The organism is Streptomyces sp. NBC_01352, assembly GCF_036237295.1.
Lineage (GTDB): Bacteria > Actinomycetota > Actinomycetes > Streptomycetales > Streptomycetaceae > Streptomyces > Streptomyces plumbiresistens.
The window spans coordinates 2,053,081-2,073,265 of record NZ_CP108354.1; the positions used below are offsets into that span (position 1 = coordinate 2,053,081).

Annotated in this window: 21 protein-coding genes and 1 tRNA gene; 6 read left to right on the forward strand and 16 right to left on the reverse strand. The window is 71.6% G+C overall.

Annotation, left to right across the window (positions count from 1 at the left end; genetic code table 11):
• Positions 1–16: 16 nt before the first annotated feature.
• Entirely contained in the window at positions 17–553 is a 537-nt protein-coding gene (locus OG252_RS09790) for an NUDIX hydrolase family protein (RefSeq protein WP_266450475.1), read from the forward strand.
• 99 nt (positions 554–652) lie between these two features.
• Here the strand turns inward: OG252_RS09790 and OG252_RS09795 are convergent, their stop codons facing one another.
• Positions 653–985, reverse strand: coding sequence for a DUF2218 domain-containing protein (locus tag OG252_RS09795; RefSeq protein ID WP_329335280.1), 333 nt, complete (start codon positions 983–985; stop codon positions 653–655).
• Positions 986–1,174: 189 nt separating this feature from the next.
• Positions 1,175–2,290, reverse strand: coding sequence for an Lrp/AsnC family transcriptional regulator (locus tag OG252_RS09800; protein ID WP_329335282.1), 1,116 nt, complete (start codon positions 2,288–2,290; stop codon positions 1,175–1,177).
• A gap of 116 nt (positions 2,291–2,406) precedes the next feature.
• Between OG252_RS09800 and OG252_RS09805 the strand changes: the two genes are divergently transcribed.
• Together OG252_RS09805 and OG252_RS09810 are read left to right on the forward strand one after the other, a co-directional pair.
• Complete coding sequence (locus tag OG252_RS09805) at positions 2,407–3,696, forward strand: metal-dependent hydrolase family protein (protein WP_329335284.1); 1,290 nt, start codon at positions 2,407–2,409, stop codon at positions 3,694–3,696.
• The gene (locus OG252_RS09810; RefSeq protein ID WP_266450467.1) at positions 3,696–5,276 is read left to right on the forward strand and encodes an AbgT family transporter; all 1,581 of its coding nucleotides are present in this window, start codon (positions 3,696–3,698) and stop codon (positions 5,274–5,276) included. Before OG252_RS09805 ends, OG252_RS09810 begins: the two co-directional genes overlap by 1 nt.
• A 48-nt stretch (positions 5,277–5,324) precedes the next feature.
• Here the strand turns inward: OG252_RS09810 and OG252_RS09815 are convergent, their stop codons facing one another.
• Positions 5,325–7,109 carry an ABC transporter ATP-binding protein gene (locus OG252_RS09815; protein WP_329335287.1) on the reverse strand — a complete coding sequence of 595 codons (1,785 nt, stop codon included), beginning with the start codon at positions 7,107–7,109 and terminating at the stop codon, positions 5,325–5,327.
• Between the two features lie 371 nt (positions 7,110–7,480).
• Positions 7,481–7,554, reverse strand: a tRNA-Pro gene (locus OG252_RS09820).
• 134 nt (positions 7,555–7,688) lie between these two features.
• Here OG252_RS09820 and OG252_RS09825 point away from each other — a divergent pair.
• Together OG252_RS09825 and OG252_RS09830 are read left to right on the forward strand one after the other, a co-directional pair.
• The gene (locus tag OG252_RS09825; RefSeq protein WP_329335289.1) at positions 7,689–8,396 is read left to right on the forward strand and encodes a transketolase; all 708 of its coding nucleotides are present in this window, start codon (positions 7,689–7,691) and stop codon (positions 8,394–8,396) included.
• Positions 8,397–8,438: 42 nt separating this feature from the next.
• Positions 8,439–9,356 (forward strand): transketolase family protein, encoded by a 918-nt coding sequence (locus OG252_RS09830; RefSeq protein WP_329335291.1) that lies wholly within the window; start codon positions 8,439–8,441, stop codon positions 9,354–9,356.
• A 72-nt stretch (positions 9,357–9,428) separates the two neighbouring features.
• Here the strand turns inward: OG252_RS09830 and OG252_RS09835 are convergent, their stop codons facing one another.
• The 8 genes from OG252_RS09835 to tdh form a co-directional block, all read right to left on the reverse strand.
• On the reverse strand, positions 9,429–10,742 hold the full coding sequence (locus tag OG252_RS09835; protein ID WP_443068487.1) for an MFS transporter: 1,314 nt from the start codon (positions 10,740–10,742) through the stop codon (positions 9,429–9,431).
• A gap of 135 nt (positions 10,743–10,877) precedes the next feature.
• Positions 10,878–11,237 carry an MmcQ/YjbR family DNA-binding protein gene (locus OG252_RS09840; protein ID WP_266450460.1) on the reverse strand — a complete coding sequence of 120 codons (360 nt, stop codon included), beginning with the start codon at positions 11,235–11,237 and terminating at the stop codon, positions 10,878–10,880.
• 30 nt (positions 11,238–11,267) lie between these two features.
• On the reverse strand, positions 11,268–11,819 hold the full coding sequence (locus tag OG252_RS09845; RefSeq protein ID WP_266450458.1) for a GNAT family N-acetyltransferase: 552 nt from the start codon (positions 11,817–11,819) through the stop codon (positions 11,268–11,270).
• Positions 11,816–12,385 (reverse strand): helix-turn-helix domain-containing protein, encoded by a 570-nt coding sequence (locus OG252_RS09850; RefSeq protein WP_266450456.1) that lies wholly within the window; start codon positions 12,383–12,385, stop codon positions 11,816–11,818. The genes OG252_RS09845 and OG252_RS09850 overlap by 4 nt, the downstream gene beginning before the upstream one ends.
• Positions 12,386–12,439: 54 nt before the next feature.
• Positions 12,440–13,813 carry a B12-binding domain-containing radical SAM protein gene (locus OG252_RS09855; protein ID WP_329335297.1) on the reverse strand — a complete coding sequence of 458 codons (1,374 nt, stop codon included), beginning with the start codon at positions 13,811–13,813 and terminating at the stop codon, positions 12,440–12,442.
• Positions 13,814–13,849: 36 nt separating this feature from the next.
• On the reverse strand, positions 13,850–14,752 hold the full coding sequence (locus OG252_RS09860; RefSeq protein ID WP_329335299.1) for a LysR family transcriptional regulator: 903 nt from the start codon (positions 14,750–14,752) through the stop codon (positions 13,850–13,852).
• Positions 14,753–14,818: 66 nt separating this feature from the next.
• On the reverse strand, positions 14,819–16,018 hold the full coding sequence (locus tag OG252_RS09865) for a glycine C-acetyltransferase (RefSeq protein ID WP_329335301.1): 1,200 nt from the start codon (positions 16,016–16,018) through the stop codon (positions 14,819–14,821).
• Between the two features lie 48 nt (positions 16,019–16,066).
• Positions 16,067–17,095 (reverse strand): L-threonine 3-dehydrogenase, encoded by a 1,029-nt coding sequence (gene tdh / locus OG252_RS09870; protein ID WP_329335303.1) that lies wholly within the window; start codon positions 17,093–17,095, stop codon positions 16,067–16,069.
• Between the two features lie 408 nt (positions 17,096–17,503).
• Here tdh and OG252_RS09875 point away from each other — a divergent pair, with 408 nt between their 5' ends.
• A complete protein-coding gene (locus OG252_RS09875) occupies positions 17,504–18,109 on the forward strand; it encodes a GOLPH3/VPS74 family protein (protein ID WP_266450447.1) in 606 nt (201 codons plus the stop codon).
• A 42-nt stretch (positions 18,110–18,151) separates the two neighbouring features.
• Here the strand turns inward: OG252_RS09875 and OG252_RS09880 are convergent, their stop codons facing one another.
• From OG252_RS09880 to OG252_RS09895, 4 genes are all read right to left on the reverse strand, one after another.
• Complete coding sequence (locus OG252_RS09880) at positions 18,152–18,730, reverse strand: GAF domain-containing protein (RefSeq protein ID WP_266450446.1); 579 nt, start codon at positions 18,728–18,730, stop codon at positions 18,152–18,154.
• A gap of 61 nt (positions 18,731–18,791) precedes the next feature.
• A complete protein-coding gene (locus OG252_RS09885) occupies positions 18,792–19,391 on the reverse strand; it encodes a GTP-binding protein (protein WP_266450444.1) in 600 nt (199 codons plus the stop codon).
• Positions 19,369–19,740, reverse strand: coding sequence for a DUF742 domain-containing protein (locus OG252_RS09890; protein WP_053755441.1), 372 nt, complete (start codon positions 19,738–19,740; stop codon positions 19,369–19,371). The genes OG252_RS09885 and OG252_RS09890 overlap by 23 nt, the downstream gene beginning before the upstream one ends.
• Positions 19,741–19,742: 2 nt before the next feature.
• The gene (locus OG252_RS09895) at positions 19,743–20,177 is read right to left on the reverse strand and encodes a roadblock/LC7 domain-containing protein (protein ID WP_329335309.1); all 435 of its coding nucleotides are present in this window, start codon (positions 20,175–20,177) and stop codon (positions 19,743–19,745) included.
• Positions 20,178–20,185 lie beyond the last annotated feature (8 nt).

A 20,185-nucleotide genomic window follows, 5' to 3' on the forward strand; every position in this document is an offset into this window, starting at 1 on the left:
AAAGTATGATCAAGCAATGTCTGACATGACCGATACCACGCCCGGCTGGCTCACTTCCGACGAGCTCGAGATGGCGCGCGCCCGGATGCCGATCCTGTACGTCGAGGCGGTGCCCGTGCGCGTCGACGACAGCGGCGAAGTCACCAGCGTCGGCCTGCTGCTGCGCATCGGGTCCGACGGAACGGTCAGCCGGACCCTGGTCTCCGGCCGCGTCCTGCACCACGAACGGGTCCGCGACGCCCTGCTGCGCAACCTGGAGAAGGACCTCGGCCCGATGGCGCTGCCCCGGGTCCCGGCCTCCCTGCAGCCCTTCACCGTCGCCGAGTACTTCCCCACCCAGGGCATCACGCCGTACCACGACCCCCGTCAGCACGCGGTGTCCCTCGCCTACGTCGTCCCGGTCAGCGGCGACTGCCGTCCCCGCCAGGACGCCCTCGACCTGGTCTGGTTCAGCCCGCAGGACGCCCTGTCGCCCGCGATGCAGAGCGAGATGCCGGGCGGGCACGGGGTGCTGCTGAAGCAGGCGCTGGCGCACGTGGGCTGCTCGGTCTGAGCGGTCCGACGGCGGCAGTGCCGGTCGTGGTTGGTCGCCGGTGCGGGGATCGTGGTGGATCCTTCGCCGGCTTCGAACCGGCGCCGAGTCGTGCGGGGCTCACTCCGGATCTTCGGTCCTGCGCTGGGTGGTGCCGGGCTCGCCCGTGTCGCGTCGCCACTCGACGACCAGCTCGTCCTTGGTGCCGAAACGGACCAGGTGCCGGCCGACGACGTCTTCGAGCAGGTCGAGGTGTTCGGCCTCCGACTCCACGGAGAGCAGCAGGGCGCCGTCGACGGCGGTGAGCGCGCCGGTGCCGTTCTGGAAGACCAGGCGGCCCTCGCCGGTCTCCTCGTCCCAGCTGGTCCGACTGCGGCGGCCGAGGTGGGAGGCGAGTTGCTTGGCGTAGCGCTGCGGTCGGTCGGTGACGACGCGGGCTTCGGAACGGGGCATGGCGTACTCCGGGGATCGCGGTGTGCGGCGAACGTCTCGATGGTGCCGGAGCGGCGCGCGGAACACGCACCTTCCCAGGCGTCACACGCCGCAAAGTATGGATGCCTTCCGCGTCACTCACACCCCGCTTGAGGTCGGCTTGACCTGGGGGAGTCGGCGACCGAGCAGCGGCCTGAGGCAGCGCTCCCCTCAGAGGGCCGAACCGGCAACGGGCCCCGCAGCGACGGACCGGGGACCCTGCGGGTGCTGGAGCGGTACGACTCCTACGCTGCGGCCGTCGTGGTCGAGCAGCCGCCCCATGTGCTTGACCGTGCGCAGCACGACGGAGCGGTCGGCGACGGTCAGGCGCGGCAGCTTGCGTGAGAGGTGGGCCTCGAAGGCGTGCACGTCGTGCAGGTCGCGCAGCCAGACGTCGACGACCAGGTTGTACGGCCCCGCGGTGATCGCGCAGGAGCGGACCTCGCGCACCCCGGCCAGCACCCGGCTGGTCTCCGCCACGAACCGGCCCGGCACCGAGGCGAAGTACACGGCGGACAGCGGCCATCCCGACAGCGGCCGGGCCAGGTCGCAGCGCAGGCTCAGCCGGGCGGCGAGCAGGGACTGGAGTCTGCGGCGCACGGTGGTGAGGCTGGTGTCGGTCCGTGCCGACAGCTCGCGCAAGGACATGCGCCCGTCCGTGCTCAGCAGTTCCAGCAGGCCCGCGTCCAGGTCGTCCCAGCGGGCCTCGGCGGCGGGCGCGGGCAGAGCCGGTGAGGGGGCGGCCGCCTCGATCCGCGCGCTCTGTGCCGCGTCCAGGCTCCGCAGCCGCCATCGGCTGCCCTCGGTGGGGACGCCGGTCGACACATGGGTCCGGGTCGCCCGTATGCCCGGTGTGCGCTGGAACAGGAGCGTGGTGAGGCGGGCCAACTCGTCGAGGCTGCGGGCCTGTACGGCGGCCACCAGGTCCCGTCCGCCCGCGGTGAGCTTGATGTTCGGCACCGCCGGGTCCGCGGCGAGCGCCTGCGCCACGTCCTCGGCGACGCCCGGCTCGGTGTCCACCTCGATCACGCCGGTCACCACGATCCGCGAGTTGTCCAGCCGGGGGTAGGCGGTCACCCAGGCCAGACCCGCCTCCTGGAGCCGGTGCCAGCGCCGCGCGGCGGTGACCGGGTTGACCCCGAGCACCTCGCCGACGAGCGTCCACGGGGCTCTGGGATGGATCTGCAGGGCGTGCACGACACCCCGGTCGAGTTCGTCGAGTTCGAGGGCGGCGCCCTCCTCACCGGTGTCCTCCGCGGCACTTTCCTGCGCGCCCTCGGGTGGCACTTCCCTGCGCGCGTCCGGGGATTCCGGCTCGAAAACTGCATCGTCACATCGGGTTTTCCTGCGCACTCCACACTCCCCTTCGCCAGTTGCCGACACCGAAGGAGCGACCGCGCCCCATGACGGAAGCCACCACGCCCGAGACCACCCGGACCGCTCTACGGGTCCACCGTGCCCGGCTCATCGACGGCACCGGCTCGTCCCCAGTGGACGACGCCGTCGTCACCATCGATGCCCAGGGCACCATCACCTACGCCGGTCCCGCCGCGACGGCGCCCCCGGTCGCCGAGGACGACTCCTCGGTCCGGGTCGTCGACGCCGGTGGCCGCACCGTACTGCCCGGCTTCTTCGACTGTCACGTCCATCTCGCCTACGCGCACGGCTCGCCGCCCGGCCGCCGCGCCGAGCTGGACCCGGTCCTGGTCACCCTGGACACGGCCACCCGGCTGCGGCAGACCCTCGACGCCGGCATCACCACCGCCCGTGACCTGGGCGGGCTTTCGGCGGGCTTCCGTACGGCCGTCGCGTCCGGCCGGATCGTCGGTCCGCGGCTGCACACGGCCGTACGGATCATCAGCCACACCGGCGGCCACGCCGACGTCCGGCTGCCCGACGGCACCGACCTGAGCGCCGGGATGTCGGAGATCGCCGACGACACCGACGCGGCCCGGCTCGCGGTGCGCCGGGTTTTGCGCGACGGCGCGGACCTGGTGAAGGTCTGTGCCACGGGCGGCATGGGCAGCCCCTACGACGACCCGGACGACGAGGGCCTGTTGGAGGAGGAGATCCGTGCCGTCGTGGACGAGGCCCGCCGGCACGGCGGGAAGCCGGTGGCCGCCCACGCCCAGGGCAACGCGGGCATCCTCAACGCGATCCGCGGCGGCGTCACCAGCATCGAGCACGGATACGGCCTGGACGAGCGGGCGTTGGACATGGCGGGCGAGCGGGGTGTGTTCGTCGTACCGACGCTGTCCACCGTGTACGCGGGCATCAACAAGGAGACGATGGCGGACTACCACTACCAGAAGAAGGTCCGCTGGTCCGGCACCACCAAGGAGAACATCGCCCGGGCCATCGAGTTCGGCGCCCGGATCGCGCTCGGCACCGACGCCGCCGTCGGCCCGCACGGCGTGAACCTGATGGAGCTCGCCTATCTGGTGGACCTGGGCATGGACCCCATGGCGGCGATCGTCGCCGGGACCCGTACCTCCGCCGAACTCCTCGGCCTCGCCGACCGGTTGGGCACCCTGACGGCCGGCCGCACCGCCGACCTCGTCGTCTGCGACGGCGACCCCCTCCAGGACATCGGCGTCCTCGGCGACCCCGCGAACATCGTCTGCGTCGTCCAGGACGGCGTCGTACGCAAAGACCTGCTGCCGCCGGCCGCCGACACCGGAAGGCGCCCCTGATGTCCTCGCTCACCGACCTCCCCGCCCCCGACAGCAAGTCCCCGCACACGCGTCGCCCCGGACGCGTCGACCGCGCGCTCTCCCTCATCGAACGGGTGGGCAACGCGCTGCCGAACCCGATCGTCCTGTTCACCGCCCTCTTCGTGATCCTGGCCGTCGTCTCCACCGCGCTGGCGCTCGCAGACGTGCAGGTCACCGTCCCCGGCACCGACGAGACGAAGGCCGTCACGGGCCTGTTCACCGGCGAGGGCGTGCGCTGGCTGGCGGAGAACATGGTCACCAACTTCGCCACCTTCCCGCCGATCGCCGCCGTACTGCTCATGATCATGGCGGTGGGGGTCGCGGAGAGGGCCGGCCTTCTGGAGACCGTCATGCGGGCCACGCTGGCCCGCGCACCGCGCGCGGCGCTGCCGTATCTGGTGGCGCTGATCGCCTGTCAGGCGCACATGGTCAGCGACGTCGCCTCGATCGTGCTGCCGCCGCTGGCGGCCGTGGTCTTCAAGAGCGCGGGCCGCCATCCCGTGGCCGGTCTGATCGGCGGCTTCGCCTGCGTCGGCGCGGGTTACGCCGCCGGCTTCACCATCGGCTCCCTCGACGCCCTCTACATCGGCATCACCCAGCAGGCCGCCTCGGTGCTCCCGGCCGCCCAGGGCCTCGACCTCAACCTGCTCGTCAACTACTTCTTCACCGCGTCCAGCAGCCTCGTCCTCGGCCTGCTGGGCGGCTTCCTGATCAGCCGCGTCCTCGAACCCCGCCTGAGCCCGTACGACGCCGCCGCGGCCTCGGCCGACGAGCCCGAGGAGCAGGACCTCACCCTCACCCCGGTCCAGCGGCGGGGCCTGCTGCTCACGGCCCTGGTCGTCCTCCTCTACACGGGCGCGGTCCTGTCCCTGTGGCTGCCCGAGGGCGCCCCGCTGCGCGGCGAGGGCGGCGCGCTCGTGCCCTCTCCCCTGCTCGCCGGCATCGTCCCGGTGCTGTTCGGCGCGTTCCTGCTGGCCGGGCTCACCTACGGGTTCACCGTCAAGGCGCTGACCGGTTCGGAGGGCGTGGTCACCGCCATGTCCGACTCGGTGCGGAACATGTCCGGCTACATCGTCCTGATGTTCGTCGCCGCCCAGGTCATCGCCCTGTTCAACTGGTCCAACGTGGGCATCCTGCTCGCCGTGAAGGCGGCGGCCGGACTGGACGCCATCGGCCTGACCGGCTTCTGGGCGCTCGTCGCCTTCGTCCTGCTGGCGGCCTGCCTCAACCTCTTCATCGTGTCCGGGTCCGCCCTCTGGTCGCTGGTCGGTCCGGTGTTCGTCCCGGCGTTCATGCTGCTCGGCATGAGCCCAGCCCTCAGCCAGGCCGCCTTCCGCATCGGCGACTCCGCGACCGGCATCATCACGCCGATGAACCCGTACGTCTTCCTGCTGCTCGCGCTGCTGCGACGGTACGAGCCCGAGGCACGGCTGGGGACGCTCATCGCCCGGCTGTCGATCTTCGTCGTGCCGTTCCTGGTGGTGTGGCTGGCGATCCTGGGGATCTTCTACGGCTTCGACCTGCCGCTGGGACCCGGGGCGCACATCGGTCTGAAGTGAGGGTGGAGGTTGTCGGCAGGCGCGGGACCGCACCCACCGGGCTCGTGTTCAGTGCAGGTCGGCCCGCGCGGGGCTGTCCTCGGCGGAGCTGTCGTCGAGGAAGCCGCCCGACTGGTGCTGCCACAGCTTCGCGTAGGCGCCGCCCGAGGCGAGCAGTTCGTGGTGCGTGCCCTGCTCGATGATCCGTCCGCGGTCCAGGACGACGAGTTGGTCCATGGTGGCGACCGTGCTCAGCCGGTGCGCCACCACGAGCGCCGTCCGCCCCTCCATGAGCCGCCACAGCGCCTCCTGGACGAGGATCTCGCTCTCCGAGTCCAGGGCGCTGGTCGCCTCGTCGAGCAGCAGGATCGGCGCGTCGCGCAGGATCGCCCTGGCGAGAGCGACCCGCTGCCGCTGTCCGCCGGACAGCTTGACACCGCGCTCGCCCACCATGGTGTCGAAGCCGTCCGGCAGGGCGTCGGCGAACTCGGTGACGTGCGCCGCTTCGGCCGCGCGGCGGATCTCGGCGTCGGTGGCGTCCGGCCGGGCGAACGCGATGTTGTCCCGCAGCGTGCGGTGGAACATGGCCGGGTCCTGCGGCACGTAGGCGATCATGCCGCGCAGGTCGGTCTGGCGCAGCCTGCTGATGTCCTGGCCCCCGATGAGGATCCGGCCGGCCTCGATGTCCGTCATCCGCAGCAGCAGCCGGCTGAGCGTGGTCTTGCCGCCGCCGGACCGGCCGACGAGACCGATCTTGGTCCCGCTGGGCACGGTCAGGTCGAGGCCCTCGAAGAGCGGCTCCGAGCCCGCGTGGGCGAAGGTCACCCGGTCGAAACGGACGTCGGCGGCCCCGGGCAGCAGCGGCTCCGGCACCGCCGGGTCGAGCACGGTCGGCGGCGTCAGCAGCAGTTCGGTGAACTGCGCGGCCTCCGTCATGGAGCTCTCCAGGCGGCGGTAGATCTGGTTGAACTCGAACATGATCCGCGTCGCGTTGGTGTAGTACGTGAAGGCGACCACGACCGCCTCCACGCCGAGGCTGCCCCCGCCGAGCGCGACCGCGAGCAGCAGGCCCAGCGCGTTGGTGAGGATCGACATCGGCGCGATGAACGTGTCGATGCGCAGGTTGCCGTAGTCCCACGACCTCAGCGAGAGGCGTCGCGACTCCGCGACGCGGGACCGGTGTTCGGCGGCCTCGCGTTCCTCCGCGGCGAACGCCCGGACGGTGTCCATGTTCATCAGGCTGTCGGCGACGTGGCCCGACACCCGGGCGATCGCCGCCTCGCGCTGGTCGACGAGTGCCTGGCGGCGCCGGATGAGGGGCGTCACGCACAGCGCGGTCAGTGCGATCATCGCCAGGAGACCCACCACGAGCAGCGGTTCGTAGCGCCACAGCACCACCGACCCGAACAGCAGCGGTACGAGGCTGCCCACGACCGAGAACGTCAGGGTGTCGACGAACTGCTCGAATCGGGAGGCGAAGCTCAGGACCCGCTTCGTCAGCGACCCGGCGAAGTTGTCGTGGAAGAACGCGGCGTCCTTGGCGAACAGCTCGTCCATGCCGATCACGTACAGATGCTCGATGCCGAGGGCGTCGAGCCGGTTCAGGCAGTGCACGCCGACCCGCCACAGCGCCTCCGCGAGCAGCAGGACGCCGGCGAAGCCGAGGACGTAGGGCAGCGTCGAGCCGATGGCGATGCCCGCGTCGTCGGCGATGCGGCCGACGAGCTTCGCGACGACCAGCGGCGCGACGTAGTTGAGGCCGATGTTGCCCAGCGCCGACAGCAGCATCGCGGGCACCGTCAGCCACCGGAGCCGGGACAGCTCCCGTCCGTAGTAACGAAGTGCCAGGAGCACCGAGCCCCTGCGCGGCGGAACCTCGCGCGATCCAGGCGTTCCCATCCCCACCCCGTGTTGTCGTGCGCCGGCCCGCCGAACGCGGGGCGCGACGACTGGGCCCCCGCGCGGCTCGCGCCGACGTCGACGCCGAAGTGCGAGTACGGGAGGGCCAGGAATCGCAGTGTCCCGTGACGGTGCCCGGGGAATCCAGGCGTTTTTCCCGGCCGGCGGCAGGCGCACGGAGGCGCGGACCGAGGGCCGGCGAGCGCCCGCCACGCCGTCACCGCTGCCGACAGGGCCCGCGCATCGGCCGTCGTGTCGCGACAACGCGTGCCGCAAAACGCATCCAGCGGGCCTGCCACTGTCGGCAGACCCGCTGATGAACACCGTCGGGACGACAGGATTTGAACCTGCGACCCCTTGACCCCCAGTCAAGTGCGCTACCAAGCTGCGCCACGTCCCGGTGCCGTCTGACCTGGGATTTCCCCTGGCCGAACACGCATGGAAACAATACCGCACTCGGCTCCGTGGTCGCGCACTCGTTTATCCGCGGACACGCTTGACCTCAACCTTGCTCGAGGTTGCACGATCGTTCACATGACGATCACCGAGGAACGCGGCCGTACGTACGGGTACGGCGACCTGTCCCGGCTCATGGGACTGATGACGGGCGACGAGAAGCACGGTCCGGCGGCGACGTCCACGCTCGACGCGCTGTGGGTGCTGTACGACCGGGTGCTGCGGGTCGCGGCCGAGGGGGTGGACGATCCGGGGCGGGACCGGTTCCTGCTGTCCAAGGGGCACGGGCCGATGGCGTACTACGCGGTGCTGGCGGCCAAGGGCTTCGTACCCGTGGACTGGCTGCCGGGCTTCGGCGCGTACGACTCGCCGCTCGGCCACCATCCCGACCGGGTGCTCGTGCCGGGGGCCGAGATCGGCAGCGGGTCACTGGGGCACGGGCTGCCGATCGCCGTGGGCACGGCGCTGGGGCTGCGCGCCCAGGGCCTGGACGCGCCCCGGGTGTGGGTGCTGGTCGGGGACGCCGAGCTGGACGAGGGCAGCAACCACGAGGCGATCGCCTTCGCCGGGCCCGCCGGACTGGACCGGCTGCACACCGTCGTGATCGACAACGCCTCCGCCAGTCACGCCCGGCCCGACGGCATCGCCGCCCGTTTCGAGGCGGCCGGCTGGTCCGCCGTCACGGTCGACGGCCGTGACCACGAGGCCCTGTACGCCGCCTTCACCGCTCCGCACCCGGGCCGCCCGCACGTGGTCGTGGCCCGGGTCGAGCCCAAGTCCGCCTGAACGTCCGCCACTTCTGACACCTCCGGAAAGGCCCGATCCTCCATGGACACCATGCGTGACCGTCTCGCCCCCGTCGTCTCGCGCCTGCTCGACGAGGATCCGCGCGTCGCGGTCGTCCTCGCCGAGATCGGCAGGGACGCCTTCACCGAGGCATGGCACCGGCACCCGGACCGGGTGGTCAACGTCGGCATCCGCGAGCAGCTGCTCGTCGGTGCGGCCGCGGGAATGGCCCTCACCGGGCTGCGGCCCGTCGTGCACACCTTCGCGAGCTTCCTCGTCGAGCGGCCCTTCGAGCAGGTCAAGCTGGATCTCGGCCATCAGGACGTGGGCGCGGTGCTGGTGAGCGCCGCCGCGTCCTTCGACTGGCCCGCGGGCGGGTACACCCACATGTCCCCCGGGGACGTGGCGCTGCTCGACACCCTCGACGGCTGGACCGTGCATGTGCCGGGGCATCCGGACGAGGCCGAGACGCTGCTGCGGCACGCCGTCGCCGCGGGCGACGACAAGGTGTACGTACGGCTGTCCGTGCAGGCCAACCGGGACGCGCTCCCGGTCGACGGGGAGCACTTCCGCACCGTCCGCGAGGGCCGTTCGGGCGTGGTCGTCGCCGTCGGGCCCATGCTGGACGCGGTGCTCGCCGCCGTGGAGGGCCTGGACGTGATGGTGCTGTACGCGACGACCGTACGGCCCTTCGACGCGGCCGCTCTGCGCCGGGCCACGGAGACGGCCGGAACCGACGTCGTGCTCGTCGAGCCGTACCTCGCGGGCACGTCGACCGCGGCGGCGAACGACGCCCTCGCCGACCTACCCCACCGGGTGCTGGGTCTCGGCGTGGGCCGCCGTGAGCTGCGGCGCTACGGCCGCGTGGAGGAACACGCCGCCGCGCACGGCCTCGACGCGCGGTCCCTGCGGGAGCGGATCGGCGGGTTCATGGCGGGTGAGGGTGGCGGGGGGTCGTGAGGCGGGGCGGCGGCTCACCTTCTCCGAGGTCGGTGGTCCACCCGTCAGCCGTGCTCGGTCAGCCATGCTCGGTCAGCCGTCCTCGGTCTGCCGCGCCGGCTCACGCGAACCCTTCACCGTCGCCGAACCCACCGTCGGTGGATCGACCCGCACCAGGTCCCGTATCGCCGGCACGGCGAGCAGCGCACCCGCGACCACGAAGCTCATCGCCCCGGCGACCAGCAGCACCTGGTCGGCGCCGAGCAGCCCGGCCGCCGGGCCGGCGAGGGCCTGGCCGACCGGCATCATCGCGAGGGAGCCGGCCACGTCGTACGCGTGGATGCGGTTGAGGACGTCGGACGGGACCTGGGTCTGCACGCTGGTCGCCCACATCACGCCCCAGAAGGACATACCGGCCCCGGCGACGGCGGCGCCGACGGCCATGGCCGGTATGCCGAGACCGGCGCCCACCGTCGCCGGGAAGCCGACGAAGCCGAAGAGGGAGAGCGCGCCGGCGCGGAGCATGCGGCGGGGGCGCAGGCGCAGGGCGAGGAACCCGCCGACGACGGTGCCGGCGCCGAGAGCGGAGTTGATCAGGCCGTAGACGCCCGGGCCGTACTCCTGCACCACCTCCGTCGCCACCAGCGGGACCGTCGGGCCCCACACCGCGATCATGTAGAGGCACCAGACGGCGATGACGGCCCACAGCCAGGTGCGCGATCTGAACTCCCGCCAGCCTTCGAAGAGATCGGCCCTGAAGGCGCTGCCGCCGCGCCCCGTCATGTGACTTCCCGGAGTGAGCGGCGGCAGGCGCATCAGCAGGAGACACAGGGCGCTCACCGCGTACGTGGCCGCGTGGGCCACGAAGACGCCGCCGGGCGAGGCGAGTCCGACGAGGACGCCCGCCGCCGCGGGGCCGGCGAGCTGGGCGACGGACTCGGCGATGCGTATGGCGCCGTTCGCGCCCTGGACGTCGGCGGCGAGCCGGGGCACCGTGCTGGCGACGCCGGGCTGGAACACGGCGCCCGCGACGCCGTTGACGAAGCCGATCACGCAGATCTCCCAGAGCACCACATGTCCGGAGTAGAAGAGCGCGGCGGCCAGGGCCTGGGTGACGAGTCGCACCAGGTCGGCGCCGATCATCAGTTTGCGGGTGCTGAAGCGGTCGGCGATGACCCCGCCGAAGACGACGAGACCGGCGAAGGCGGCGGCCGTCGAGGCCATGGCGAGGCCCACGGCACCCGCTCCGTACCCGTGCTGGAGCAGGCCCGCGGCGAGGGCGACGGGCAGGATGGTGTCGCCGAGCCGGGCGACGGCCCGGGCGGCGAAGAACAGCGTGAAGTCCCGCGACCAGAGCGACCGCGAGCCCTTCCGCGACGCCGCGCCCGTCGCCCCCACCCCGCCCATCATCTCTCAGCGCACCCCTCGCCCGCCGGCCCTGCCGGTCCCTCGTCCATCCGTGGGAGCCGGAGCCCCCTCCGCCCCGGCTCCCACGTTCGCTTCGGATCATGGCACGCGGCACTGACAACGCCCGAGGGGATTTCACTCCGCGGTCGGCAGCCCCAACTCCGGGTGGGCGTCGAGCAGTCGGGTCGGTGCCGCCTGGCGCCAGGAGTCGGCGAGGATGTCACGCAGCTCGTCCTCGTCCTCCACGGCCGCGAGGCGGGCCCGCACCCAGGCGAACTGCGCCTCGTGGTCGGCGATCCAGAACTTCTCCGGCTCGGCCAGCACCAGTTCGTCGCGCTCCTCCTTGGGGCAGCGCACGGCGAGGGAGGTCTCGTCCTCGGGCAGCGTGGCGAACATCTTCCCCGCGACCCGGAACGTGGGCATGCTCCAGGCGATCTTCTCCGTCGTGTCCGGCAGGGACAGGGCGATTCGGCGTACGTCTTCGGCGTCCGGCATGACAGGCACCGTAATGGCTCCCACTGACAATCACCTGGTGAGAGCCTCGAGTCCGCTTCCTGCGGCCGCCCCGACCTGCTTGTAGTAGAGCGTCGTCGGCCGCAGCACCCCGGCCGGGTCGGCCGCGTAGTCGGGGATCACTCCGGCCCGCGTCCACCCGGCGGTCGTGTAGAGGCGCTCGGCGGGGCTGTCGGTCTCCGTGTCGAGGTGGAGGAGCGTGACGCCCGCGGCGACGGCCGCCTCCTCGGCGGTCGCGAGCAGCCTGCGGCCGAGGCCCCGCCCGCGGGCGTCCCGGTGGACCATCAGCTTGACCAGCTCGGCGCGATGGCGGCTGTTGGGTTTGCCGGGGAAGGCCAGGCTGACGGTGCCGACCGTCCGGTCGCCGTCCCGTGCGACCCATACGGCGAGCTGCCGGGCCGCCACGCCCGCCGCCCGCTCCTTCCACCAGGAGGCCGCCACCGCCGGGTCGAGCGGAGCGAGGAAGCCCACCGAGGCTCCGCCGTCCACGGTGTCGACCAGCAGGTCGGCCAACGCGTCGACGCAGTCGAGTACTTGAGTGCCGTCCAGTCGGCTCACGATCACGGCAGCACCACCGCCAGCGCGTATCGCACCCGCTCGGGGCCCGGGCAGCGGAACCGCGTCGGCCCCCACACCCGCAGCCGCAGGCAGTCACCGGCGTCGAGGTGGTGGTCGGTGTCCTGTGCCGTCACGTCGAGGGCCCCTTCGAGGACCCAGATGTGCTGCTCCAGGCCGGGCACGGGCGGCCGGTCGTAGGCGATGTCGGCGCCCGGGGCGAGCCGCCCCTCGACGAGTTCGCCGCGCAGCCCGGAGTGCGGCGGGGACACGGAGCGTCGTACGAAGCCGGAGGTCCGGTCCTCCCACACCGGCTGGTCGGCGGCCCTGACCAGGAGCGCCGGCTCGGCCTCGACCTCGCTGAGCAATTGGGACATGGTCCGCCCGTAGACACCGCACAGCCGGTTCAGCAGCGAGGCCGTGGGGCTGATCTCCGCCCGCTCGGCCCGGGACAGGGTCGACTTGCTCACCCCGCTGCGTTCCGCCAGCTCCCCCAGTGACCAGCCGTGTTCGGCCCTCAGCTCGGCCAGACGGACGCCGAGCCGGGCGTCGACGGGGTCAGGTCCGGTCTCCATCCCACCTTGTTTCATATTCGGGATTCTAGACCGAATATGAAACAAGAGAAACGGTTACTCCCGTCCCCCGAACGCCGCCAGCGTCCGTTCCAGCGCCGGCAGTGCCCGCACCACCCGTTTCGACCGGATCAGCAGGTCCCACGCGGGCTCGAACTTCTTCCAGCCGCCGGAGTACGCGAGGTGCCGCATCCGCTCGTGCGGTCCCGGCTGGGCCGCCGACCCCCGCCAGATGTTGGACCAGCGGTAGAAGTCGCGGTACGCCCGCCAGTAGCCGTCCTCCAGCTGACGGGGGGTCATGTTCCTGGGCTCGTAGACGACATGACGGGTGTCGTAGAGGTCCCAGTCGCGGTGCACGATGCGGTTCTCGGACTCCAGCTGCTTCCACAGTCCGGTCGACGGGTACGGCGTCATGATGTGGAAGGTCGCCGTCTCGATGCCCTGCGTCACGGCCCACTCCACGGTGCGGTCGAAGACGTCGGGACCGTCCTGGTCGAGCCCGAAGACGAAGCTGGCGTTGACCATGACCCCGGTGTCGTGCAGCCGCCGTACCGCCGCCGCGTAGTCCGTGCCGATGTTCTGGTTCTTGCGGCGCTCGGCGAGGTTCGCGTCGTTGACGGTCTCGAAGCCCACGAACAGGCTGCGCAGCCCGGCCTCCACCGCCCGCTCCAACAGGTCCGGCTGCAGTGCGGAGTTGACCGTGCCGGCCGCCTGCCACAGCCGCCCCATTCCCTTCATGCCCTCGAACAGGGCCTCCGCGAACCGTCTGTTGCCGAGCAGGTGGTCGTCGAGGAAATAGAGGTGGCGGCCGGGCAGGCGGTCGATCTCGGCGAGGGCGTCGTCGACGGCCTGGGTGTAGAAGGACTTGCCGCCCTCGAAGAAGGCGTCCTTGTAGCAGAAGTCGCAGTGGTGCGGGCAACCGCGCGACACCACGATCGAGTTGGGCACGAGATAGAGGTGACGCTTGATCAGGTCCCGTCTGATGGGCGGCAGTCCGGCCAGGGTGCGCAGCGTCGAGTCGTAGCGGCGGGCGGGCACGCCGTCGCGGAAGTCCTTCAGGAACAGCGGCCAGACGTCCTCACCGGGGCCGGCGAAGATCGTGTCGGCGTGGGCGGCCGCCTCGTCGGGGAGCGAGGTGACGTGCAGGCCGCCCATGGCGACGTGGACGCCTCGGGCACGGAAGTGGTCGGCTATCTCGTAGCCGCGGCGGGCCGAGGTGATGTACGGCTGGACGACCAGCAGGTCGGGGGTGTCGAGGGCTTCGAGGTCGAGGCGCTCCACGTGTTCGTCGTGGAGGGTGACCTCGTCGTCGGGGTCCAGGTAGCCGGCCAGGGTGGCGAGGCCGAGTGGCGGGAACAGCGAGTACTTGATGGGCCGGAACAGCGGGCTCGTCGCCTCGGTCAGGGCCGGAAGGATCATCGTCACACGCATGACAATCCAGACAGCGTGTGACAGGTGGCCGGTTCCCTACCCCTGGGCGGCTTCGCCGAGTGCGTCGAGGACCGGCCGGATCAGCGGGTGCTCCTCGGCTCCCCGGCGAACGGCCGCGAAGACCCGGCGGGTGGGAGCGACACCGTCGACGGGCCGTACGACCACACCGGCGAGGTCCATGCCGATGAGCGCCGAGCGCGGTACGAGCGCCACGCCCGCGTCGGCGGAGGCCAGGGCCACCACCGCGCGGAAGTCGTCCGAGGAGTGTTCGAGGCGGGGCTGGAAGCCGGCGCTCTCGCAGGCGAGGACGACCACGTCGTGGCAGGGGTTGCCGGGGTAGGGGCCGATCCACGGGTCCTTGGCCAGGTCGGCGAGGTCCACCTCGTCGGCGTCGGCGAGGCGGTGGGTGACGGGGACGACCGCGTCGAAGGGCTCGGCGTAGAGCGGTACGTGGGTCAGCCGGGGGTCGTCGGCGGGCGGCGCCCCGCGGTACTCGACGGCCACGGCGACGTCGACCTGCCGGTCGAGGACCATCGGCAGGCTGGCGTCGCCCTCGGCGTCCTGGACGCGGAGGTGGATACCGGGCGCCGACCGGGCGAGGCGGGCCACCGCGGGCGCCACGACCAGGGCGATACCGGTCGCGAAGGAGGCGACGGTGACGGTGCCGGCGGCGCCCGAACCGTAGGCGGCGAGCTCCGCCTCGGCCCGCTCCAGCTGGGCGAGTACCACGTGGGTGTGGCTGAGCAGGATCTCGCCGGCCGGGGTCAGCCGTACGCCCTTGGCACCGCGCTCGACCAGCCGGTGGCCGGTCTCCTGCTCCAGGGCGGTCAGCTGCTGCGAGACCGCCGAGGGTGTGAGGTACAGCGCGGCGGCAGCCGCGGTCACCGTGCGGTGGTCGGCCACCGCACGGAGGATGTGGAGCCGCCGCGCTTCGATCATGCGAACGATTATCGCAATATGTCCGGCCGGTCCGTACCAGTCGCCGTCAGCCTCCCGAGTTCCGTGTCAGCCCTCGAGCTCCGCGCGCGCCGACACGAACGCGTCGACCGCCCGGTTCACGTCCTCGGTCGAGTGTGCCGCGGACAGCTGCACGCGGATGCGTGCCTTCCCCTGCGGCACCACCGGATACGAGAAGCCGATCACGTACACCCCGCGTTCCAGGAGCAGTTCCGCAAGGCGTGCCGCCTTCGCCGCGTCGCCGATCATCACGGGTGCGATGGCGTGGTCGCCGGGCAGGACGTCGAAGCCCTCCTCCGTCATCCGGCGGCGGAACAGGGCGGTGTTCTCGGCCAGCCGGATCCGCAGGTCGTCCGCCGATTCGAGCAGGTCGAGCACCTTCAGGGAGGCGGCGGCGATCACCGGGGCGAGGGTGTTCGAGAAGAGGTACGGCCGGGAGCGCTGGCGGAGCAGGGCGACGATCTCGGCGCGGGCGGCGACGTAACCGCCGGAGGCGCCGCCGAGTGCCTTGCCCAGCGTGCCGGTGATGATGTCGACGCGGTCCATGACGCCGTGCAGCTCGGGGGTGCCGCGGCCGCCGGGGCCGACGAAGCCGACCGCATGGGAGTCGTCGACCATGACCATGGCGTCGTGGCGGTCGGCGAGGTCGCAGATCTCGCGCAGCGGGGCCACATAACCGTCCATCGAGAAGACACCGTCGGTGACGATCAGCTTGCGCCGGGCCCCCGCTTCGGTGGCTTCCTTCAACTGCCGTTCCAGATCGGCCAGATCACGGTTGGCGTAGCGGAAGCGGCGGGCCTTGGACAGGCGGATGCCGTCGATGATGGAGGCGTGGTTCAGCGCGTCCGAGATCACCGCGTCCTCGGGGCCCAGCAGCGTTTCGAACACACCGCCGTTGGCGTCGAAACAGGAGGAGTACAGGATCGTGTCCTCCTGGCCGAGGAAGGCGGACAGCCGCGCCTCCAGCTCCTTGTGCACCTCCTGCGTGCCGCAGATGAAGCGCACGGAGGCCATGCCGTAGCCCCAGCGGTCCAGGGCCTGGTGGGCGGCGGCGATCACCTCGGGGTGGTCGGCGAGGCCGAGGTAGTTGTTGGCGCAGAAGTTGAGCACCTCGCCGGGGCGGCCGCCCCCGGTGACGTTCACGGTCGCTGACTGCGGGCTGCCGATCACGCGCTCGGGCTTGTGCAGACCGGCGGTGCGGATCTCGTCGAGGGTGGCGCGGAGGTCGTCGCGCACGGAGTCGAACATGGGGAAACTCCTAAGAATCCGGGAAAGGCCGGGAAGAATCCGGGTGACTTACGCGGTCCAGTCGAGGATGACCTTGCCGCCGCGGCCGCTCGCCGCGTCGGCGAACGCCGCCTCGAAGTCGCGGTAGCCGTACCGTCCGGTGATCACGGGGGCGAGGTCGAGGCCGCCCTCCAGGAGCACCGACATCGCGTACCAGGTCTCGAACATCTCACGGCCGTAGATGCCCTTGATCGTGATCATCGAGGTGACGATCCGGGCCCAGTCGACCGGGAACTCCGCGGCCGGCAGACCGAGCATCGCGATCCGGCCGCCGTGCGTCATGTTGGCGATCATGTCGCGCATGGCCTCGGGGCGGCCCGACATCTCCAGCCCGATGTCGAAGCCCTCGCGCAGGCCCAGTTCCCGCTGCCCGTCGGCGATGGCCGACTCGGCGACATTGAGCGCGAGGCTCACACCGATCTTGCGGGCCAGGTCCAGCCGCTCCTCGCTGACGTCGGTGATCACGACGTTCCGCGCCCCGGCGTGCCGGGCCACGGCGGCGGCCATCAGTCCGATCGGCCCGGCACCGGTGATCAGGACGTCCTCGCCGACCAGCGGGAAGGACAACGCGGTGTGCACCGCGTTGCCGAACGGGTCGAAGATCGCGGCCACATCGAGGTCGACGGGGACGCGGTGCACCCACACATTGGCGGCGGGCAGGGCGACGTACTCGGCGAACGCCCCGTCGCGACCGACGCCGAGCCCGACTGTGGCCCGACACAGGTGCCGCCGTCCGGCGAGGCAGTTGCGGCACCTGCCGCACACCAGGTGGCCCTCACCGCTGACCCGGTCGCCCGCCTTGAGGTCGGTGACGTCACGGCCGGTCCCGACGACCTCGCCGACGAACTCGTGCCCGAGCACGAGCGGCGTGGTGATCGCCTGCCGCGCCCAGCCGTCCCAGGACCGGATGTGCAGATCGGTGCCGCAGATCCCGGTGCGCAGCACCTTGATCAGTACGTCCCCGGGTCCGACCACGGGCTCGGGCACGTCCCTGAGCCACAGTCCCGGCTCCGCCTTCTCCTTGACCAACGCCTTCAACGCTACGGCTCCTGTGCGTGGGTCCCCGGGACCGGGCATACCGAAGCGGCCCGTTCCGGGGAGAGGGGTGGAATCGCGTAGCAATCTGCCGTACGGCGGCTCCCCGGTCCATCGAGGATTTCTTAAGCGGCGCCACAGCTCCGCTTCACGCCCGCCGCCCCGCTCGAAGTACGCGGCCAGTTCCCATCCAACGAGGGCACCTCTCGTACGACGCCTCCCGCGCGCAGCGACTCGGTGGCCCCGAACCCGGCCGCCACCACCGTCCGGCGCATCGGTGTCCGCACCGCACGGCCCTCGTGCGACACTCGGCCCCGGAACGGCGGCCCGCACCACCCGTGGGCGACAGCCCCGGGCGGACCGGACCTGACGTCGCCGCCCCGAGTCGGCCGAGACATAGGGAGCCACCCCATGAGCACAGCACGGGACCTGTTGATCGTCACCATGGACGTGGAGACGGACCGTCCCGTCGAGCAGGGCGATCTGTCACTCGCCCTCGCGGGCGCCGAACTCGTCGACCTCCTCGGAGCGAGCGCCCTGGCCCTGGACGGCGACCGGATCGTGCCGGGTCCGCAACCGGCGCCGGGCGACCGTCTGCTGGACGAGGCCGCGGCGTCGGTCGTCCGGCAGGAGCCGTACGAGTCGGCCGAGGAGTGGCTGTGGCGACGCGGCCGTGGACTGTCCGCGGCCTATCTCGCCCAGTTGGAGACGGAAGGACTGATCAGCCGCGAACGCGGTCGCCTGCTTCCCGTCCGCACCGGCCGCAAGACGTTGGTCGATTCGCCGGACCGGCGCCGCGCCGAGGACCGCCGGGTGTCGGACGAACCCGTGCTCGCCGCCCTGACGGCCGCCCTCGGGATCCGCGACGAACCGGCCGAAGGCTTTCCCGAGCTCACCGACGAGGCGGTCGTGACCGTGCTGGCCACGGTCGGTGACGCGCTGACGGAACTGGACGGCGTGCGGCAGCGGCGGACCGTCGAGGACGCGGCCTTCGACAACATCTGGCGCGGACTGTGAGAGCGGACATCCCCCGGTGGAGAAGCCCGTCCCCCAGGACCCCTAGGAGAGCAGCCCGTCGGCCTCCCGCCGCTCCAGCCGGCCCACCAGGTCCGCCGCCGTCCACTTGATGGCCTCCAGGCCGGCCTTCCCCCAGGCCCGCGGCGCGATGTCGGCCACGCACACAGTGCCCAGCACCATCCCCGTGGTGTCGATGAGGGGCGCCCCGAGATAGGAACGGATCCCGAACTCGTCGACGACCGGATTGCCGGCGAACCGCGGATAGTCGCGGACGTCCTCCAGCACCAGCGCCTTGCGCCGGACGACGACATGGGGGCAGAAACCGTGGTCACGCTCCATGGAGCGGCCGATCTCCGGCTTCGCCTCTTCGTCGGTGTTCGCACGAGGTCGGACGTCCGGAACGCGCAGGCCCGCGAAGAACTGCCGGTGCTCGTCGATGAAGTTGACCATGGCGTACGCCGCTCCGGTGCGCTCCGCCAGATGATCCGCGAAGGCGTCGAGCGCGGGCTCCGGATGCTCTCCCAGCCCCAGTCGGCGCAGCCGTCGCACACGGGCGGGCGCCTCCTTGTCCTCGGGGGTGAGCAGCAGTCGACCGGCCGGGCGGGGCAGGTCGTAGCTCATGGGCGGGCTCCGTCGCTGTGGACGTACGTCATATGCGGCTCCGTTGCGGGGTGTGCGAGGGTCACATGTGGGCGCCGTGGCTCGGCGCGATGGCCGGGCTGTGGGCGATGAGGTGCCGTACGAGGGTGAGCAGGGTCTGCACCCCCGAGCTGGAGATCCGGGCGTCGCAGCGGACAACGGGGATCTGCGGGTCGAGATCGATGGCGGCTCGGACCTCCTCGGGGTCGTAGCGGTACGAGCCGTCGAACTCGTTGATCGCGACGATGAAGCCGAGGCCGCGCTGTTCGAAGAAGTCCACGGCGGCGAAGCAGTCCTCCAGGCGCCGGGTGTCGGCGAGGATGACCGCGCCGAGGGCGCCCTCGGAGAGCTCGTCCCACATGAACCAGAACCGCTCCTGTCCGGGAGTGCCGAACAGGTACAGGACGTGTTCCGGGTCGAGGGTGATGCGGCCGAAGTCCATGGCCACCGTCGTCTCGACCTTGTTCTCGATGCCGTCGAGGCTGTCGGTCGCGGCGCTGACCGTGGTGAGCAGTTCCTCCGTGCTCAGGGGCGCGATCTCGCTGACCGCGCCCACGAAGGTCGTCTTGCCTACTCCGAACCCTCCCGCCACCAGGATCTTCAGTGCGGTGGGGAAGGGGTCAGAGCTGTCGTCGTAGTCCATCGAGCACTGCCTCCAGAAGGGCCCGGTCTGTCGGGTTGTGGGTGAACTCGGGGGGCTTGGTGGTCAGCGCCCCGCAGTCGACGAGGTCCGACAGCAGCACCTTGGTGACCACCGCCGGCAGCTTCAGATGGGCGGCGACCTCGGCGACCGAGACGGGCGCGCGGCACATGTCGAGCACCTGCGCGTGCTCGGGGCCGAGGTAGCCGAGGGGGGTGGCTCCGGTGGCCATCACGTGCGACAGCAGGTCGAGCGCGATGGTGGGCCGGGTACGGCCGTTGCTGACCGTGAAGGGGCGCACCAGCCGTCCGGCCGCGTCGTCGAGCCAGGGCCCGTCGCCGGCCGCCGTCACGCTCAAGACCTCAGCGCCGACGGTTCGACGGCGTGCTGCCGAGGAGCGGTCACCAGGTAGGGGCGGACGCTCTTGACCAGCATCGCCATCTCGTAGCCGAGCACCGCGGCGTCGGCCTCACGGCCGGCCAGCACGGCGAGACAGGTGCCGGATCCCGCGGTGGTCACGAACAGCAGGGTCGCGTCGAGTTCGACGACGACCTGGCGGACGTCACCGCCGTCGCCGAAGCGGACGCCGGCGCTGCGGCCGAGGGAGTAGAGGCCGGAGGCCAGGGCGGCCATGTGGTCGGCGCTGTCGGGGTCGAGGCCGTGGACCGACTTCACCAGCCCGTCGCAGGAGAGGAGGACCGCACTGGTGGTGTGCGGTACGCGCTGCACGAGGCCGCTCATCAGCCAGTCGAGATCGGATGCATGGCCGGTCGGCGCTTCGCTCGCCATGGTGGATC